11 protein-coding genes are annotated in these 14865 nt (G+C 71.7%); 5 read left to right on the forward strand and 6 right to left on the reverse strand.

From position 1 onward, the window contains the following. Positions 1 to 949, reverse strand: a 949-nt coding sequence (locus QR77_RS48145) for an FGGY family carbohydrate kinase (RefSeq protein ID WP_040019429.1), incomplete at its 3' end; no start/stop codon positions are given. Positions 950 to 1097: 148 nt separating this feature from the next. On the opposite strand from QR77_RS48145, the gene QR77_RS02415 reads away from it, so the two are divergent. The 3 genes from QR77_RS02415 to QR77_RS02425 all read left to right on the forward strand — a co-directional run bounded on the left by QR77_RS02415 (position 1098) and on the right by QR77_RS02425 (position 4482). After that, entirely contained in the window at positions 1098 to 1883 is a 786-nt protein-coding gene (locus QR77_RS02415; RefSeq protein WP_040019430.1) for a DeoR/GlpR family DNA-binding transcription regulator, read from the forward strand. A gap of 80 nt (positions 1884 to 1963) precedes the next feature. Next, positions 1964 to 2980 carry a 2-hydroxyacid dehydrogenase gene (locus QR77_RS02420; RefSeq protein WP_040019431.1) on the forward strand — a complete coding sequence of 339 codons (1017 nt, stop codon included), beginning with the start codon at positions 1964 to 1966 and terminating at the stop codon, positions 2978 to 2980. A gap of 50 nt (positions 2981 to 3030) precedes the next feature. After that, positions 3031 to 4482, forward strand: a complete 1452-nt coding sequence (locus QR77_RS02425; RefSeq protein WP_040019433.1) for an FGGY-family carbohydrate kinase — start codon at positions 3031 to 3033, stop codon at positions 4480 to 4482. Positions 4483 to 4560: 78 nt separating this feature from the next. Here QR77_RS02425 and QR77_RS02430 read toward each other — a convergent pair whose 3' ends face one another. Genes QR77_RS02430 through QR77_RS02445 form a run of 4 tightly spaced genes read right to left on the reverse strand, consistent with a single transcriptional unit; the run spans position 4561 to position 10401 of the window. Beyond that, positions 4561 to 5394, reverse strand: a complete 834-nt coding sequence (locus QR77_RS02430; RefSeq protein ID WP_040019434.1) for a carbohydrate ABC transporter permease — start codon at positions 5392 to 5394, stop codon at positions 4561 to 4563. After that, the gene (locus QR77_RS02435) at positions 5391 to 6239 is read right to left on the reverse strand and encodes a sugar ABC transporter permease (RefSeq protein WP_236710506.1); all 849 of its coding nucleotides are present in this window, start codon (positions 6237 to 6239) and stop codon (positions 5391 to 5393) included. Before QR77_RS02435 ends, QR77_RS02430 begins: the two co-directional genes overlap by 4 nt. Positions 6240 to 6274: 35 nt before the next feature. After that, complete coding sequence (locus QR77_RS02440) at positions 6275 to 7582, reverse strand: extracellular solute-binding protein (protein WP_052488478.1); 1308 nt, start codon at positions 7580 to 7582, stop codon at positions 6275 to 6277. After that, positions 7579 to 10401 (reverse strand): alpha-L-rhamnosidase, encoded by a 2823-nt coding sequence (locus QR77_RS02445; protein ID WP_201778783.1) that lies wholly within the window; start codon positions 10399 to 10401, stop codon positions 7579 to 7581. The genes QR77_RS02440 and QR77_RS02445 overlap by 4 nt, the downstream gene beginning before the upstream one ends. A gap of 283 nt (positions 10402 to 10684) precedes the next feature. Between QR77_RS02445 and QR77_RS02450 the strand changes: the two genes are divergently transcribed. Then, the gene (locus QR77_RS02450) at positions 10685 to 11920 is read left to right on the forward strand and encodes a cysteine desulfurase-like protein (RefSeq protein ID WP_040019435.1); all 1236 of its coding nucleotides are present in this window, start codon (positions 10685 to 10687) and stop codon (positions 11918 to 11920) included. A gap of 51 nt (positions 11921 to 11971) precedes the next feature. Here QR77_RS02450 and QR77_RS02455 read toward each other — a convergent pair whose 3' ends face one another. Continuing rightward, a complete protein-coding gene (locus QR77_RS02455) occupies positions 11972 to 14227 on the reverse strand; it encodes an FUSC family protein (protein WP_040019436.1) in 2256 nt (751 codons plus the stop codon). 217 nt (positions 14228 to 14444) lie between these two features. Here QR77_RS02455 and QR77_RS02460 point away from each other — a divergent pair. Further along, positions 14445 to 14865, forward strand: a 421-nt coding sequence (locus QR77_RS02460) for a pyridoxal-phosphate dependent enzyme (RefSeq protein WP_150130536.1), incomplete at its 3' end; no start/stop codon positions are given.

Raw genomic sequence — 14865 nt, forward strand, 5'->3', positions numbered from 1 at the left:
CCGGTTCCCGGTCGGCGGCGAGGCGGTCGAGTCGCGCGAGGTCGGCCCCGGGGAACGCGCGGGTCAGCGCGCCGGCGCCGACGCTGGAGGCGCCGCCGGGAAGCCAGTGTCCGTCGGGCGAGCGGTGGCTGTAGAGGACGCCGGCCGGGTCGTGGAGCGGGGTCCTGGTGACGCCCTTGAGGACGAGGGTGGTGCCGAGGACGGTGTTCCACTGCCCGACGTCCCTGGCTCCCGAGCCGAGTTGGGCGGCGCAGCCGTCCGTCATACCGGCGATGACCGGGGTGCCCTCGGCGAGGCCGGTGGCCTCGGCCGCCTCGCGGCCGACCGTACCCAGTTCGGTGCCCGGTGCCACGACCTCGGGGAAGTCGAGTCCGGAGAGTCCCAGCCGTTCGTGTACCGCGGTGGGCCAGGTGTCGGTGAGGAGGTCGTAGCCAGTCTTGAGCGCGTGGCTGGAGTCGGTCGCCGTGGGACGCCCGACGAGCCGCGCGGTGACGAAGTCCGCCTGGTGGCAGACCCGGGCACCGGCCAGGTCCGGCGTACCGCTGTCGCGGGTGAGCCAGAGGATCTTGGCGAGGGCCCAGCTCGGCTGGATGGTGTGGCCCAGCGCGCGCCACACCTCGGCGCCGCTCTCCTGGGCCCCCCGTGCCTCGTCCTTGGCCCGGCTGTCGTCGTACATGAGCGCGGGGGTGAGGGGCGCCCCCTTGGAGTCGGTCAGCAGCACGGTGCCTGACGTACTGTCCACGGCGACTCCCCGTACGCGCGCCGCGGGCAGCGTACGCAGGGCCTCGCGGATCGCCGCGCGGGCGCCCTCCCACCAGTCTCCCGGGAGTTGTTCGTGGTGGTCGCGGTCGCGGTGGCCGGTGAGCGGGGCCGAGCCGCTGCCGAGCACCTGCCCGTCGTCGGTGACGGCCAGAGCGCGCACGCTCTGCGTCCCCAGGTCGACTCCCATCCACACGTCCTGGTGGCGTGCGTCTGTCACAGGGTCCCGCCTTCTCCTCGGCCGTCCGGTGATTACATCACCAATCTATGTTATATCCACAGTGCTGGATGTTAGTGTTCGGGTCGTCTCGGACCGAGACCGGAAGTAGGACCGGGGAATGTCACAGAACAAGAACCAGCGAGGTCCGCTGCAGCGCCGCCGGGAGATCTCCGACCATGTGCTGACCGAGGGCTCGGTGTCCGCCTCGGATCTGGCGGAGCGGTTCGGCGTGAGTGTGATGACGATCTACCGCGACATCGACGAACTCGAACGTGAGGGAATCCTGCGGAAGTCACGCGGAGGTGTGACAGCGCAGCCGTCCGGTGTGTTCGAGAGCAATGTCGCCTACCGCAAGAAGTCGATGCGCTCGGAGAAGGAAGCCATCGCCGCCAAGGCCGTGACGCTGATCGAGCCCGGCATGTCCGTCCTGATCGACGACTCGACCACCGGTCTCGAACTGGCCAGGCTGCTCCCGCGCATCGAGCCGCTGACCGTGGTCACCAACTTCCTCGAAGTGCTGAACCTGCTCGCCGACGAGCGGGGTCTGCACCTGATGGCGCTGGGCGGCGACTACGACCGGCTGCACGACTCGTTCCTCGGGGTGCCCTGCGTGGAGGCCATCGAGGCGCTCCGGGTCGACCTGTGCTTTGTCTCCACGTCGTCCGTGCACGGCGACTTCGCCTTCCACCAGGAGCAGCGCATCGTCGCGGTGAAGCGCGCCATGCTCAAGGCGGCGGCGCGCAACATCCTGATGATCGACCACTCCAAGCTCAACCGCACGGCGCTCCACCGGCTGGCCCCGCTCTCCACGTTCGACCTCGTGCTGATCGACGACCGCACACCGCCCGACGTCCTGCGCTCCCTCGACGAGAGCGGCGTGCGGTACGAGGTCGCCCCGACCTGACCCCTGCTGACCCGGCTGACCCCGGCCCGGCCCCCGGCCGGGCGGCCCCCGACCGATCCACCGCCAAGGAGATCTCGCAGATGCGCATCCTCGCAGCGGGCGACCACTTCGTCGCCCCCGAACTCTTCACCCGGGAACTGACGGCCGAGATCGGCACCGGTCACTCGATCGGCGAACTGCGCCTCGACTGGCCGCTGACGCCGTTCGGCCCGGTCTCCGAGGTCGACGAGGCTTCGGGCGACGAGGACACCATCCTCTCCGCGCTCGAAGGGGCCGAGGTGTGCGTCACCCAGATGGGCCCGGTGACGGCGAAGGTCCTTGACGGCGCGCCCGACCTGCGGCTGGTCGTCGTCGGCAGGGGCGGGCCCGTCAACGTCAACCTGGAGGCGGCGAAGGAGCACGGCGTCCAGGTCTGCAACACCCCCGGCCGCAACGCGGCGGCCACCGCCGAGTACACCGTCGGGATGATGCTGGCGGCGATGCGCCGTATCCCTGAGACCTCGGCCGCGCTCGCCGCCGGGCGCTGGGCCGGCGAGTTCTACACGTACGACAACTGCGGCCCCGGCCTTGACGGCGCGAGCGTCGGGCTGATCGGCTGCGGCGCCGTCGGCAGCCGGGTGGCGCGCGCGCTCGGCGCGTTCGGCGCGACGGTGCTCATCCATGACCCGTACGCGGACCAGGACGCCCTGCGCGAGGTCGGCACCCCCGTCGCGGGTCTCGACGAGCTGCTGCGCCGCTCGGACGTGGTCTCGCTGCACGCGCGGCTGACCCCCGAGACACGCGGCATGCTCGGCGCCCGCGAACTCGCGCTGCTCCCCGAGGGCGCCGTCGTCGTCAACTGCGCGCGTGGCGCGCTCCTGGACGAGGACGCGCTGTGCGACGGACTGGAGTCGGGACGGCTCGCGGCAGCCGGACTGGACGTGTTCGCCGTGGAGCCGCCACCGCCGGGATCCCGCCTGCGGACCGCCCCCCGGCTGGTGATGACGCCCCACCTCGCGGGCGCCAACACCTCCGTCGCGCACAACGCGGCGCGGATCGCCGCTGCCGAGGTGGGCAGGTTCCTGCGCGGTGAGCCGCTCGCCCACCGCGTCGTCTGACACCCGGCGGCGGACCGGACATGCGGAGCGACCTGACAAGAGGAGACACGGTGTTCGTCGGACTGGACATGGGGACCTCGGTGGTCAAGGCCGCGGCCTTCGCCGAGGACGGTACGGCCCTGCGCGTGGAATCCACGCCGATCTCGCTGAACGGGCAGGGCGATCACGTCGAGCAGGACGTCGATGAGGTGGTACGGGCCGCCACCGGCGTGCTGGCCGCGGTGACCGACGGGAGCCCCCCGGCGCTCGTCGCCATCACGGGGCAGGGCGACGGCCTGTGGCTGCTCGACGCGCGGGGGCGGCCCGTACGTCCGGCGCTGTCGTGGATGGACGGCCGGGCGGGCGGGCTCGTCGCCGGCTGGATGGCCGACGGCACGGCGGACGAGGTGTACCGGCGTACCGGGAACGTCCTGTTCCCCGGCTCCCCCGGGCCGCTGCTGGCCTGGCTGGACCGGGAGGAGCCGGGCTCGCTGGACGCGGCGGCGACCGCCGCGTGCTGCAAGGACGTCGTCCATCTCGCGCTCACCGGTGAGCGCGGCACCGACCTGTCCGACGCCTCGGTGCCCTTCCTCGACCCGGTCACCCGCGACTACTCCCCCGAGGTGCTCGCCTCGCTGGGGCTCGGCCACCGGGCGGAGCTGCTGCCGCCCATCGCGCGCACCCTGCCGTACGGGCGCGCGCGCGGGCACCTCCCCGGTGTGCCCGACGGGACGCCGGTCACCTCGGGGCCGTACGATCTGCCCGCCTCGGCGATCGGGGCCGGGGTGACCGAGCCCGGCGACGGCCTGCTCATCGTCGGTACCACCCTGGCGTGCCAGGTCGTGGTGGACCATCTCGCGCTGGACGAGGACCCGGTGGGCTTCCACCTCGCGCTGGCCCGCTCCGACCGCCATATGCGGGCGCTGCCCGCGATGACGGGCACGGTCGCACTGGACTGGGTGCTCGGGATCACCGGCACCACCCACGACCAACTCGCGGGCCTGCTCGACGAGTCGCCGCGCGGGGCGCGCGGCGTGGCGGCGCTGCCGTACCTCTCGCCCTCGGGCGAGCGCGCCCCGTTCGTCGACCACACGGCGCGCGCCGAGTTCACCGGTCTCGACCTGCGGGCCTCGCGGGCCGATCTGGTCCGGGCGATGTGCGAGTCGATCGCCTTCGCGGCCCGGCACTGTCTCGAAGCCGGCGGTCTCACCGGTGAGTTGGCCGTGTGCGGCGGCGGCACCCGCAGCCTGGCGTGGATGAAGGTGTTCGCCGATGTCCTCGGGCGCCCGCTGCGCGTGGCACGCGGGCCCGAGCCGGGCGCGCGCGGCGCCGTGCTGGCCGGAGTCGCCGCGCGCGGTGGGGAGTTCGGCGGCGCGCTTGACGTCTCGGCGTGGACGGCTCCCGAAGCCGTGATCGATCCGGACCCGGCGGGCGTGGCGTTCTACGAACAGGCCTACGCGGACTACCTGTTCCGGGTGGAGAGCGCGCGGGCGCGGTGGCGGGGACCGGCGCGGAAGCGCTGAACGTACGGCGGTCCCGGCCCCCTTCGCGGGGGGTCGGGACCGCCGGTGCGAGTTCCGCTTGAGTTCCGAGGGAGTTGCTCAGCCCTTGAGACCGCCGGCGAAGCCCTTGATCACATAACGCTGGAGGAACAGGAAGACCACCAGCACGGGCAGCGCGGCGAGGACCAGGCCCGCGAAGACGAGGCCGTTGTCGGACACGTACTGGCCGACGAAGGCGAACACCCCTACCGGCACGGTCTCCTTGCCCGATCCGCCGAGGTAGAGCAGCGGGGTGAAGAAGTCGTTCCAGATGAAGACCGCGTTCAGGATGATCACGGTGCCGGTGATGGGCCGCAGCAGCGGGAAGACGATCCTGGTGAACGCCTGCCGGTGGTTGCAGCCGTCGATGAGCGCGGCCTGCGCGTAGTCCGGGGGCAGGGCGCGGATGAAGCCGGTGTAGAGGAACACCGTGAACGGGAGCTGGATCCCGGTGTAGAAGATGACCATGCCCTGGTACGTGCCGAGCCAGCCGACGTCGTCGACCAGCTTGTACAGCGGGATCATGCCGAGCTGGAACGGCAGCACGATGCCGAGCAGGAAGAGGATGTAGAGGCCGTAACCGAGGCCCCGGGCCGCGCGCGCCAGGTAGTAGGCCGCCGTCGAGCCGACGAGGATGAGCAGCAGCAGGCTGACCACGGTGATGATGGTGCTGTTGACCAGGGCGGGGCCGAGGGACGCCGAGGACCAGGCGTCCCCGAAGTTGCCCAGGGTGGGCGGTGAGGGCAGCGAGAGCGGTGACTCGGATATCTGCTGCGGGTCCTTCAGCGACAGGGTGACCAGCGCGTACACCGGGAACAGGAACACCACGGCGACGACGATCATCAGGAGTTCCAGGCCGTAGTTGCCGTACTGGGGCCTTCTGCGGATGTTCACGCGGTTGTCTCCCGGGCGCGCAGGTAACGGAGTTGGACCAGGGAGACGGCCGCGACGAACAGCGCGAGGACCAGGGCGATGGCGGTGCTGTAGCCGAACTTGCCGTAGACGAAGGCCTCTTTGTACAGGACGGTCGACAGCGTCTCGCTCGCTGTACCGGGGCCGCCGTTGGTCGCGGCGTAGACCTGGTCGAAGAGCTTCAGCCCGCCGATGGTCGACAGCATCAGGTTGATGGTGAGCGCCGGGGCCAGCAGCGGCCAGGTGACGTACCGGAAGCGCTGCCACGTACCCGCGCCGTCGATCCTGGCGGCCTCGTGGAGTTCGGCGGGGACCCCCTGGAGCCCCGCGAGGAAGACGACCATCGAGTAACCGGCGTACTGCCAGACGACCATCGCAGCGACGGACCACAGGGCCAGCGAGGGGTTGCCGAGCCAGTCCTGCCGGAGTCCGCCGAGGCCGACGGCGCCGAGGACTCCGTTGAGTCCCGCGCCGTCGTCGGGGTTGTAGACGTACTTCCACAGCACGGCGACCATGACGGGGCTGACCACCGCGGGCGCGAAGAAGATCACCCGCAGCAGCGAGCGGGTCCTGATGTTGGCGTTCACACCGAGCGCGAGCAGCAGCCCGACGGCGTTCTGGACGACGACGATCGCGACGGTGAGCAGCAGTGTGTTGCCGACCGAGCCGAGGGCGCGGTCGTCGCCCAGCAGGGTACGGAAGTTGTCCAGGCCCACGAAGGAGAAGCCGCCGATGCCGGACCAGTCGGTGAAGGCGTAGACGACCCCGGCGATGCTCGGGTAGAGGACGACGACCGCGTACACGACGAGTGCGGGTGCGACGAACACCCAGGAGGGGACTGTGGGATCGCGGTGCCGACTCCTCACGACTTCTTCCCGTAGGCCTTGTCCATCTGGCCGAGCGCGCCCTTGACGTCCGTCTTGCCCGCGAGCAGGTCCTGCACGGCGGCGAAGTGGGCGGGCTGTACCTCGGCGTTGGGCCAGCGCTGGTCCATGAAGGGGACGGCGCGGTTGTCGTCGATGATGGGCAGGAAGTCGCCCAGTACGGGGTCGATCCTGGTGGTGGCGTCCCGCTTGAAGGGGATCGCCGAGACGGCGGTGGCCCAGCGGTTGATGTTCTCCTGCTTGCCGAGGAATTCGACCAGCGCCATGGCCTTGGCCTTGTTCTTGGAGCGCGCGGAGACACCGAGGCCGACGACGATGCCCGCGGGTATCCAGAGCTGCGCCGCGTCCTCGCCGCCCGGGAAGGGGAACATGGCGAGATCGTCCGGAGTCTTCGTGGCGGCGCGGAAGTTGGAGAGGACGGAGGAGACCTGGACGGCCATGGCGGCCTTGCCGGAGGCGACCATCGACGTCTGCTGCTCGTAGGTGGTGCCGTTGGGGTTGTCGTTGAAGAAGCCCCGCTTCAGCAACTCCTGGTACTTGCCCATGGCGTCGGCCCAGCCGGAGTCGGCGAAGGTGGTGCGCCCGGCGGCCATGTCGTCGTCGAAGGTGGTGCTCTTGGCGTAGACGGCGTTGGGGACCAGGGCGTACGTGATGAGCTGGGTGACCCAGGGGGTCTGCGCGCCGAGCGCGATGGGCACGATGCCCTTGGCCTTGAACTTGGCGCAGGCGGCGAGGAGTTCGGTCCAGGTGGTGGGCGGCTCGACCCCGGCGGCCTGGAAGGTCTTTTTGTTGTGGATGGCTCCGATGACGCTGCTGCCGGCCGAGTACAGGTACGTCTTGCCGCCGCTGCGGTAGGCCGCGTCGAAGCTCTTGGGTATCTGCTTGGTCCAGGTCTGGCCGCCGAGGTCGGCGAGGAGCCCCGCCTTGGACAGCTCGATCATCGACATCGCGCTGCCGCTGCCCGGGTAGAGCACATGGACGTCGGGGCCGTTGCCGCCCGCGAGTTGGGTGCGTACGACGGTCTGCACCTGGTCGGTGGGCGCGAACGAGGTGGAGAAGGAGTCGCCCGGGTGTGCCTTGCGGTACAGCGCGAGGAGTTCCTCGATCGGCTTCTGCTCGTCGGCGACGCCGACGACGCGTACCTTGCCCGAGCTGCCGCCGGAGCCGGAGCACGCGGCGAGAAGCGGCGGCAGCGTGGCGAGCGCCGCTGCTCCGCCCGCTGTGCGGAGGAACCCTCGGCGGCTGACCGTGCCCAGGCCGGGCAGGCTGCGGGGACCGCTGGTCATGGTGTGTCTCCCTCGTGGGTGCCGGCGCGTGCTGGTGACGCCGGTCTGGTGTGCCCGCCCGCCGGGGTGAAGGCCGCTGTGAAGCGGTACTCCCCGGAGGCCACGCGATAGACGCCGTGGTCGGTGGCGGTCGCGATGAGTGTGATGTGTTCGCCGGCTGCCGGGTCCGTGCCCGATTCCCGTACGGAGCCGGGGTCGGTGGTCGGCACATGGACGTCGGCGGTCGCTCCCGGCGGTACGCGCAGGCGCAGTTCGATGCCCGCACCGTCGCGCTGCCACCGGACGCCGACGGCGCCGCGCACCGACTCGTACTCGGAGCCCGCGTGGGTCAGGCCACCGGGGCGCGGGGCGATCCTCAGGTGCCGGTAGCCGGTCGATTCGGCGCTCTGGTCGAGGCCCGCCACCCCGCGGTGGAGCCATTCGCCGATCGAGCCGAGCGCGTAGTGGTTGAAGGAGTTCATCGCCGGGGCGCGGAATCCCGAGTCGGGGGTCCAGCCGTCCCAGCGCTCCCAGATCGTGGTGGCGCCGTGCCTCAACGGGTAGAGCCAGGAGGGGACTTCGGTCCGGTTCAGGAGGGCGTGCGCGAGGTCGTCCCGCCCGTGGGCGTCGAGGACGGGCGCGGCGAGCGCCACGCCGAGGAAGCCGGTCTGGAGGGCGGGGCCCGCCGCCTCGATGAGCTGGGCGAGCCGCTCGGCGGCGCCCTCGGTGTGCTCGTCGGGCAGCAGGCCGAAGGCGAGCGCGACGAGGTAGCCGGTCTGGGTGTCGCCCTTGATACGCGGGGCGCCGGACGCTTCGACGGTGACGAAGTGCTCGTTGAAGGCGGCCCTGATGGACGCGGCCAGCCCGTGCAGGTCCCGGGCGGTCTCCCGGTGTCCGAGGACGGCGGCGGCCTCGGCGGTGAGGCGGGTGCTGTGCGCGAAGTACGCGGTGGCGACGACCTCACGCGGGGTCGGGGTGCCGGGGGCGAGCCAGTCGGAGAAGTGCGGGCCCACGTGCTGGCGCCAGATCAGGTCGGGGTTGTGGCGGTGGATCAGGCCGACCCAGGCGCGCATGGCGTCCAGCGAACGGGCCAGGAAGCGCGGGTCGTCGTAGGTCCGGTAGAGGTGCCAGGGAATGAGCACGCCCGCGTCGCCCCAGCCGGGGGCGCCCTCGTCGGTGACGCCCGCGAGGCGCGGCGCGACATTGGTGAAACCGCCGTCGGGGGTGCGGGCGTCCTCGACGTCGCGCAGCCACTTGGTGAAGAACGCGGCGACATCGGCGTTGAGCGCGGCCGTGGGCAGGAAGACCTGCGCGTCGGCGAGCCAGCCGAGGCGTTCGTCGCGCTGCGGGCAATCGGTGGGCACACTCACGAAGTTGGAGCGCTGGCCCCACTCGACACAGGTGTGGAGCCGCCGGATGTCGGGGTCCGAGCAGTCGAAGGAGCCGGCCCAGGGGGTGTCACTGTGCAACGCGACCGCGGTGACGTCGGCGGCGTCCAGCCGGGCGAGGCCGGTGATCTCGGCGTAGCGGAAGCCGTGGTAGGTGAAGTGCGGTTCGAACAGGGCGTGTTCACGCCCGTCGCCGATCAGTACGTCGGTCGCGGCCGCGGTGCGCAGGTTCGCCGTGTAGAGGCGCTCCTTCTCGTCCAGGACCTCCGCGTGGCGGATGACGACCCTGGCGCCCGGGGCGAGCCGGCCGGTGCGCAGCCGTACCCGTCCCGCGAGGTTCTGGCCGAAGTCGACGACATGGGCGTCGGGGCCGACGCGGGTGACCGAGAGGGCGGGCAGTTCGGCCTTGGCCCGTACCGGTTCGTCGACGGACGCCACGAGCAGGTGGTGGTCGGCGTCCGTGACCAGCGCGGGCCGCCAGCCGGTGTCGTCGTAGCCGGGCAGCTCCCAGCCGTCGGCCGCGCGCCGCAGGTCGTGGCACTCGCCCATCAGCAGGTCGGCGTGGCGGACGGCGCCCGTCCGCGTACGCCAGGTGTCGTCGGTGACCACCGTGGTGGTGGCGCCGTCGGCGCCGGTGAGGTGCAGTTCGGCGATGAGCTGGGGGAACGAGCCGTAGTGGGCGCCGGCCCTTCGCGGTTCGAAGCCGACGAACCCGCTCCACCAGCCGTCGGCGACGGTGGCGGCGAGGACGTTCTCGCCGTCCCGGACCAAGTCGCTGACGTCGTACGTCTGGTACTGCACGCGGCGGGTGTAGTCGGTCCAGCCCGGGGCGAGTTCGGCGTCGCCCACGCGGGTGCCGTTGAGGCTGATCTCGTACAGGCCGCGCGCGCTGACGTAGAGCCTGGCGCGGGTGCCGGGCGACCCGGTGAAGGTGCGGCGCAGGAGGGGGCAGGGGGCGAGCCCGTGGTCGTCGAGGGCGTGTTCGCCCTCGGTCGGGGCGTTCATGACGTCGACGGGGTTCGGGTCGTGGGTGATCCACGAGGCGCTCCACGCGTCGGCGCCGGGGGACGTGCCGGCGCCCGGCGCGGTCAGTCCGGTCTCGAACCAGGAGGCGGCCTCGGCGGCGGGCGCGGTGTCCGCCGGCCATACGGTGACGGACCAGTGGTAGCGCGTACGGGCCCGCAGAGCCGGTCCTGCGTAGAGCACGCCGGTCGCCTCGGGGTCCTCGACCCGGCCGGTGTCCCAGAGCGGAAGCCCGTCCTCGCCGAGGTCCTCGGGCGCTTCGGCGACGCGTACCCGGTAGGCGGCGGGGTCGTCGCCCCTGCGGTCCGAGGCGAGGCGCCACGACAGCAGCGGCGCCGGCTCGTCGGTCCCCAGCGGGGTCGTGCGGTGGTCGCACCGCGGGGCGTACGGCCGTAGCGTCCGCACGTCCGCTGCCGAGGAACCAGGCACGTACAGATCCTTCCGTCTTCACTCCGCTGACGTGAAGATGATCAGCTTTGAGTGTGAAATTCTCACGTTATTTCTGTGGCGTGGACACTATGAGCCGGTCGTCAGGGGTGTCAAGGGTGTTGCCGAGGTGTCGATTCGGCGCTCCACCGTATGGTTCACCCGTGATACCTGTGATGTGACTACCACACATTCGGACGTTAAACGGCGTGCGCCGGGGCGCTCTATACGCTCTGTGTCGTCGCCGTGCCCCACCCAGGCACGGGCAGTCCGGAGGAGACCCTTCTTGATGTACGACATAGACGCGATCCGCTCACGCTTCCCGGCGCTGAAGGCGGGAGGCGCCCACTTCGACGGCCCCGGCGGTACGCAGACGCCCCAGCAGGTCATCGACGCCATCGGGGACGCCCTGGCGGGCCCCCTGTCGAACCGGGGTCCCGCGACGCCCGGGGAACGCAACGCCGAACGGATCGTCACCGGCGCCCGGCAGGCGCTGGCCGACCTGCTCGGCGCCGACCCGGCCGGGATCGTGTTCGGCCGCAGCGCCACCCAGCTCACCTACGACATGTCCCGGACACTCGCGAAGACCTGGGCGCCGGGCGACGAGGTCGTGGTCACCCGGCTCGACCACGACTCCAACGTCCGGCCCTGGGTGCAGGCAGCCGCGACCGCCGGAGCCACCGTGCGCGTGGCCGACTTCGACCCGGCGACCGGCGAGCTGACCCCGGACCACATACGGGACGTGCTCTCGGCACGTACGCGGGTCGTCGCCGTCACCGCGGCCTCGAACCTGATCGGCACCCGCCCCGACATCCCGGCGATCGCGCGCCTGGCGCACGCGACCGGCGCACTCCTGTACGTCGACGGCGTGCACTCCACGGCGCACGCCCTCGCGGATGTGGAGGCCCTGGGCGCCGACTTCTACGTCTGCTCCCCGTACAAGTTCCTCGGCCCCCATCTGGGCGTGCTGGCCGCCCGGCCCGCGCTGCTGGAGGGGCTGCGGCCCGACAAGCTGGCCCCCTCCGCCGACACGGTCCCCGAACGCTTCGAACTCGGCACGCTCCCCTACGAGTTCCTCGCCGGCACACGGGCCGCCGTGGACTTCCTCGCGGAGCTCACCGGCCCCGGCACCCGCAGCGGCACCCCCACGCGGCGGGAGCGGCTGGTCCGTTCGTTCACCGCGCTGGAGAAGCACGAGGACGCGCTGCGGGTACGGCTGGAGAAGGCCCTGGCGGACCTCGAAGGCGTCACGCTGTACTCGCGGGCCGCGCACCGCACGCCGACGCTCCTGCTGACCCTCGAAGGACACGACACCGCTGACGCCTACCGGTACCTGGCCGCACGCGGGGTCGTCGCGCCCTCGGGCTCGTTCTACGCCCCGGAGGCCTCCCGCAGGCTGGGCCTCGGTGACGCCGGCGGGCTGCGGGCCGGGCTCGCGCCGTACAGCGACTCCCGGGACGTCGACAGGCTGGTGGAGGGCCTGCGGGACTTCCTGCGCGGGAAGCCGGCGGTGAGCGGCTGAGAAAGCCCGCTCGGACGCGCGGGCCCGGCGTGGGCCAGGGACGCGCGGAGGTCAGGCGGCCGTTCGCTCCTCGCGCTCCGCAAGCGGCACGTTGAGCGGACGGGCCAGCCCGACCACACCCTCGTCGAGCCGTTGCAGATGGCGCAGGACGCGGAAGGTGACCGTCCCCGACCTCGGGGCTTCGGAGTCCCCGCCCTCCAGCATCGAGGCGATGCTGGCCCCCGCCGTGACCTCGCCCTCGGCGTTCTCGTCCCGTACCCGCTCGATGATCACGTCGAGATTGCGGGTGATCCGCCGGCCGGCCCGCGCGAGACGCGGGTCGGCCGCCACGCTCTTGCTGTACGGCACCAGTTCGGCGGTCGCGGCCAGCGAGCGTGCGTGGTAGGCGCAGGTCTCCAGGAGAGCCACCAGATAGCTCGCCGACCGGCGCCGCGCCCGCAGCGGGGTGATCGGATGGGTCAACGGCCGGGTGGAGCGCCGCAGATCGTCCAGCGCCGTGTCCAAGTCCCGTGACATGTCGACCAGATCGACGGCGGGGCCGCCGCTGAGCTGCTCCACGGCCGCCTCGACGACCTCCCTCAACCGCGCCAGCACCGTGCGCAGTTGCTCGTCCGTACGCAGATCGGTCTTGACCGGAAGGATCAGCAGGGCCGCGATTATCCCGCAGGCGGCGCCGAGCGCGGTCTCCTCGATCCGCAGCACGAGCACGGCGAGGCTGTAGGTGTGGAGCAGGGTGTAGAGCAGTCCGAGCATCGCCGTCACGAAGAACGACATCAGCGCGTACGACAGCGGCGCCGTGAAGAACATCCCGAAGATGAAGAGCAGCACGAGACCGAACGCGGTCCAGGTGTTGTTGCCGACCAGGCCGGCGAGCAGCACACCGGCGACCACGCCGAACACCGTGCCGATCAGCCGCCGGTAGCCCTTGACGAGGATCTCGCCGGTGGACGACGTGTTGAGGAAGACCACCCAGCAGGTCAGCACCGCCCAGTACCAGCGCTGGGAGGAGAGGAACTCACCGCCGGCGATGGCCAGCGCCGAGCCCGCCGAGACCTGGAAAGCGGCCCGGGTGGTGCGCCGCCGCAGTCCGGTCCTGTCCTCCTCCGTCTCCTCCGGGGGCGTGCCGAGCGCGATGTCCTCGGCCTCGAACTCCTCACGCGACCTGGTGGTCTCCGGCGTGTCGTCGGACTCGTCCTCGGGCCCGTCCAGTGCGAGGCGGAGCCCCAGGACGGCGCGCGCCGCCTCACCGAGGCCGCGGAAGACGTCCTGGACCCCGGGGCTCGCCGGCGGCAGGTTCTCCTCGTCGCGGTAGCCGAGCAGCCTGTTCCGTACGTGGGCGAGGCCCGTGCCCCGGTCGGCGGGAGCGAGCCGGACGATCAGCAGATGCAGGGCCTTGATGTCCCTGCGGAGTACGGCGATCGCGTCGTCCTCGGTCACCGGTGGGTCGGCGGGCGGCGGCACCGGCGCGTTCGGCAGGTGCAGGGTGAGGGTGTCGGCGCTCCCGGCGCTGCGGGCGTTGAGCAGCAGCACGCCGAGCCGCTCGGCGGAGATCTCCGCGTCGGCGACCCGGCGTTGCAGCAGCGTCGCCGTGGTCGCGTCGCGGGTGCCGTCCTCCAGCCTGGCCTGGATCATCAGGGCGGCCTCGTGCAGCCTGGCGGTCTGCCGCCGCAGGTCGGCGAGGACCTTGTCGAGATCTTCGGGTTTCGTGTCGAGCAGTTCGATCTGGGTGGCGACCAGTTGGGCGAGCCGCGCGCGGAACGCCCTGCGCAGCCGGTCGAGGGTGCGCTCCGGCGTCTCCGGCACGACCACGAACCGTACGACCGCGCTGGAGGCGAAGGCGACCGCCAGGGTCAGATAGAGCTCGGGCAGGCCGGAGACGGTGGCGTGCACGAACAGGGAGACGAAGTAGATCTGGAAGCCGATCAGGCCGAGCGCGGTGCCCCGGTCGCCGAACCTGCGGGCGTAGACGGCGCCGAAGATCAGCAGGATGAAGAAGAGGTCGCCGGTGACGATCCGGGTGTTGAGTATCGCGCCCAGCGACAGGGAGACCAGCGCGACGGGCAGGCCGAGGCCCAGCGTGATCGCCTGGCCGCGTGCCCGTGTCTCCCTGATCGCGAAGGTGGAGACCATGGCGGCCATGGCGCCCGCCACCATCTCGGTGACGGCGATGTTCATCAGGTCCAGCACGAGCAGCGCGAGCCCGATGGCTCCGACGGTGCGCAGACCGGCCATCAGCCGCAGGAGCCCCGGGTCGGACGCCAGGAAGCGGTCCCAGGTGCCGGTCCTCGCGCGCCGTGTCCATGCCATCCGCTGCCGTACTCCTCAGTCCTGTCCTGTGACTGTTCTCTTCTCTCCAGTCATGATCGGGATATGCCCACCAGCATCGCACGACCGTCCGACAGCGAACCCGACGCCTGCCGGGCGTCCTGCGGTCGTCATCCCCCACCGCCCGCTGGGGCATCATGTGGGACGGACAGTGCGGGCAAGGGCGGACAGCGGACGGGTGAGGGCGATGACACCGGACATGACACGGGACAGCGGTACCCCACAGGGGCGTACGCCGGGCCGCGCGGCGCTCGGCACCTGGCCGACCCCGCTCGAAGCCGCGCCGCGCCTCTCCCGCGCGCTCGGTCTCGGCGCCGGTGACCTGTGGGTCAAGCGCGACGACCTCACGGGGCTCGGCGGCGGCGGTAACAAGGTACGCAAGCTGGAGTGGACCTGCGGCGCCGCGCTGGCCGACGGCGCGACGGCCCTGGTGACCACCGGCGCACCGCAGAGCAACCACGCGCGGCTGACCGCCGCCGCCGGTGCCCGGCTCGGCCTCGACGTGGTGCTCGTACTCGCCGGGAAGCCGGACTCACCGGCGGCGGGCAATCTCGCGCTGGACGGTCTGCTCGGCGCCACCGTTGTCTGGGCGGGCGACGCGGGAGCCGAGGCGCTCGCGG

The organism is Streptomyces sp. 150FB (genome assembly GCF_000818195.1).
Taxonomy (GTDB): domain Bacteria; phylum Actinomycetota; class Actinomycetes; order Streptomycetales; family Streptomycetaceae; genus Streptomyces.

Coding starts and splice junctions, on each gene's coding strand:
- QR77_RS02440 (WP_052488478.1), bottom strand. CDS start 7,582: ATGACCAGCGGTCCCCGCAGCCTGCCCGGCCTGGGCACGGTCAGCCGC.
- QR77_RS02415 (WP_040019430.1), top strand. CDS start 1,098: ATGTCACAGAACAAGAACCAGCGAGGTCCGCTGCAGCGCCGCCGGGAG.
- QR77_RS02455 (WP_040019436.1), bottom strand. CDS start 14,227: ATGGCATGGACACGGCGCGCGAGGACCGGCACCTGGGACCGCTTCCTG.
- QR77_RS02420 (WP_040019431.1), top strand. CDS start 1,964: ATGCGCATCCTCGCAGCGGGCGACCACTTCGTCGCCCCCGAACTCTTC.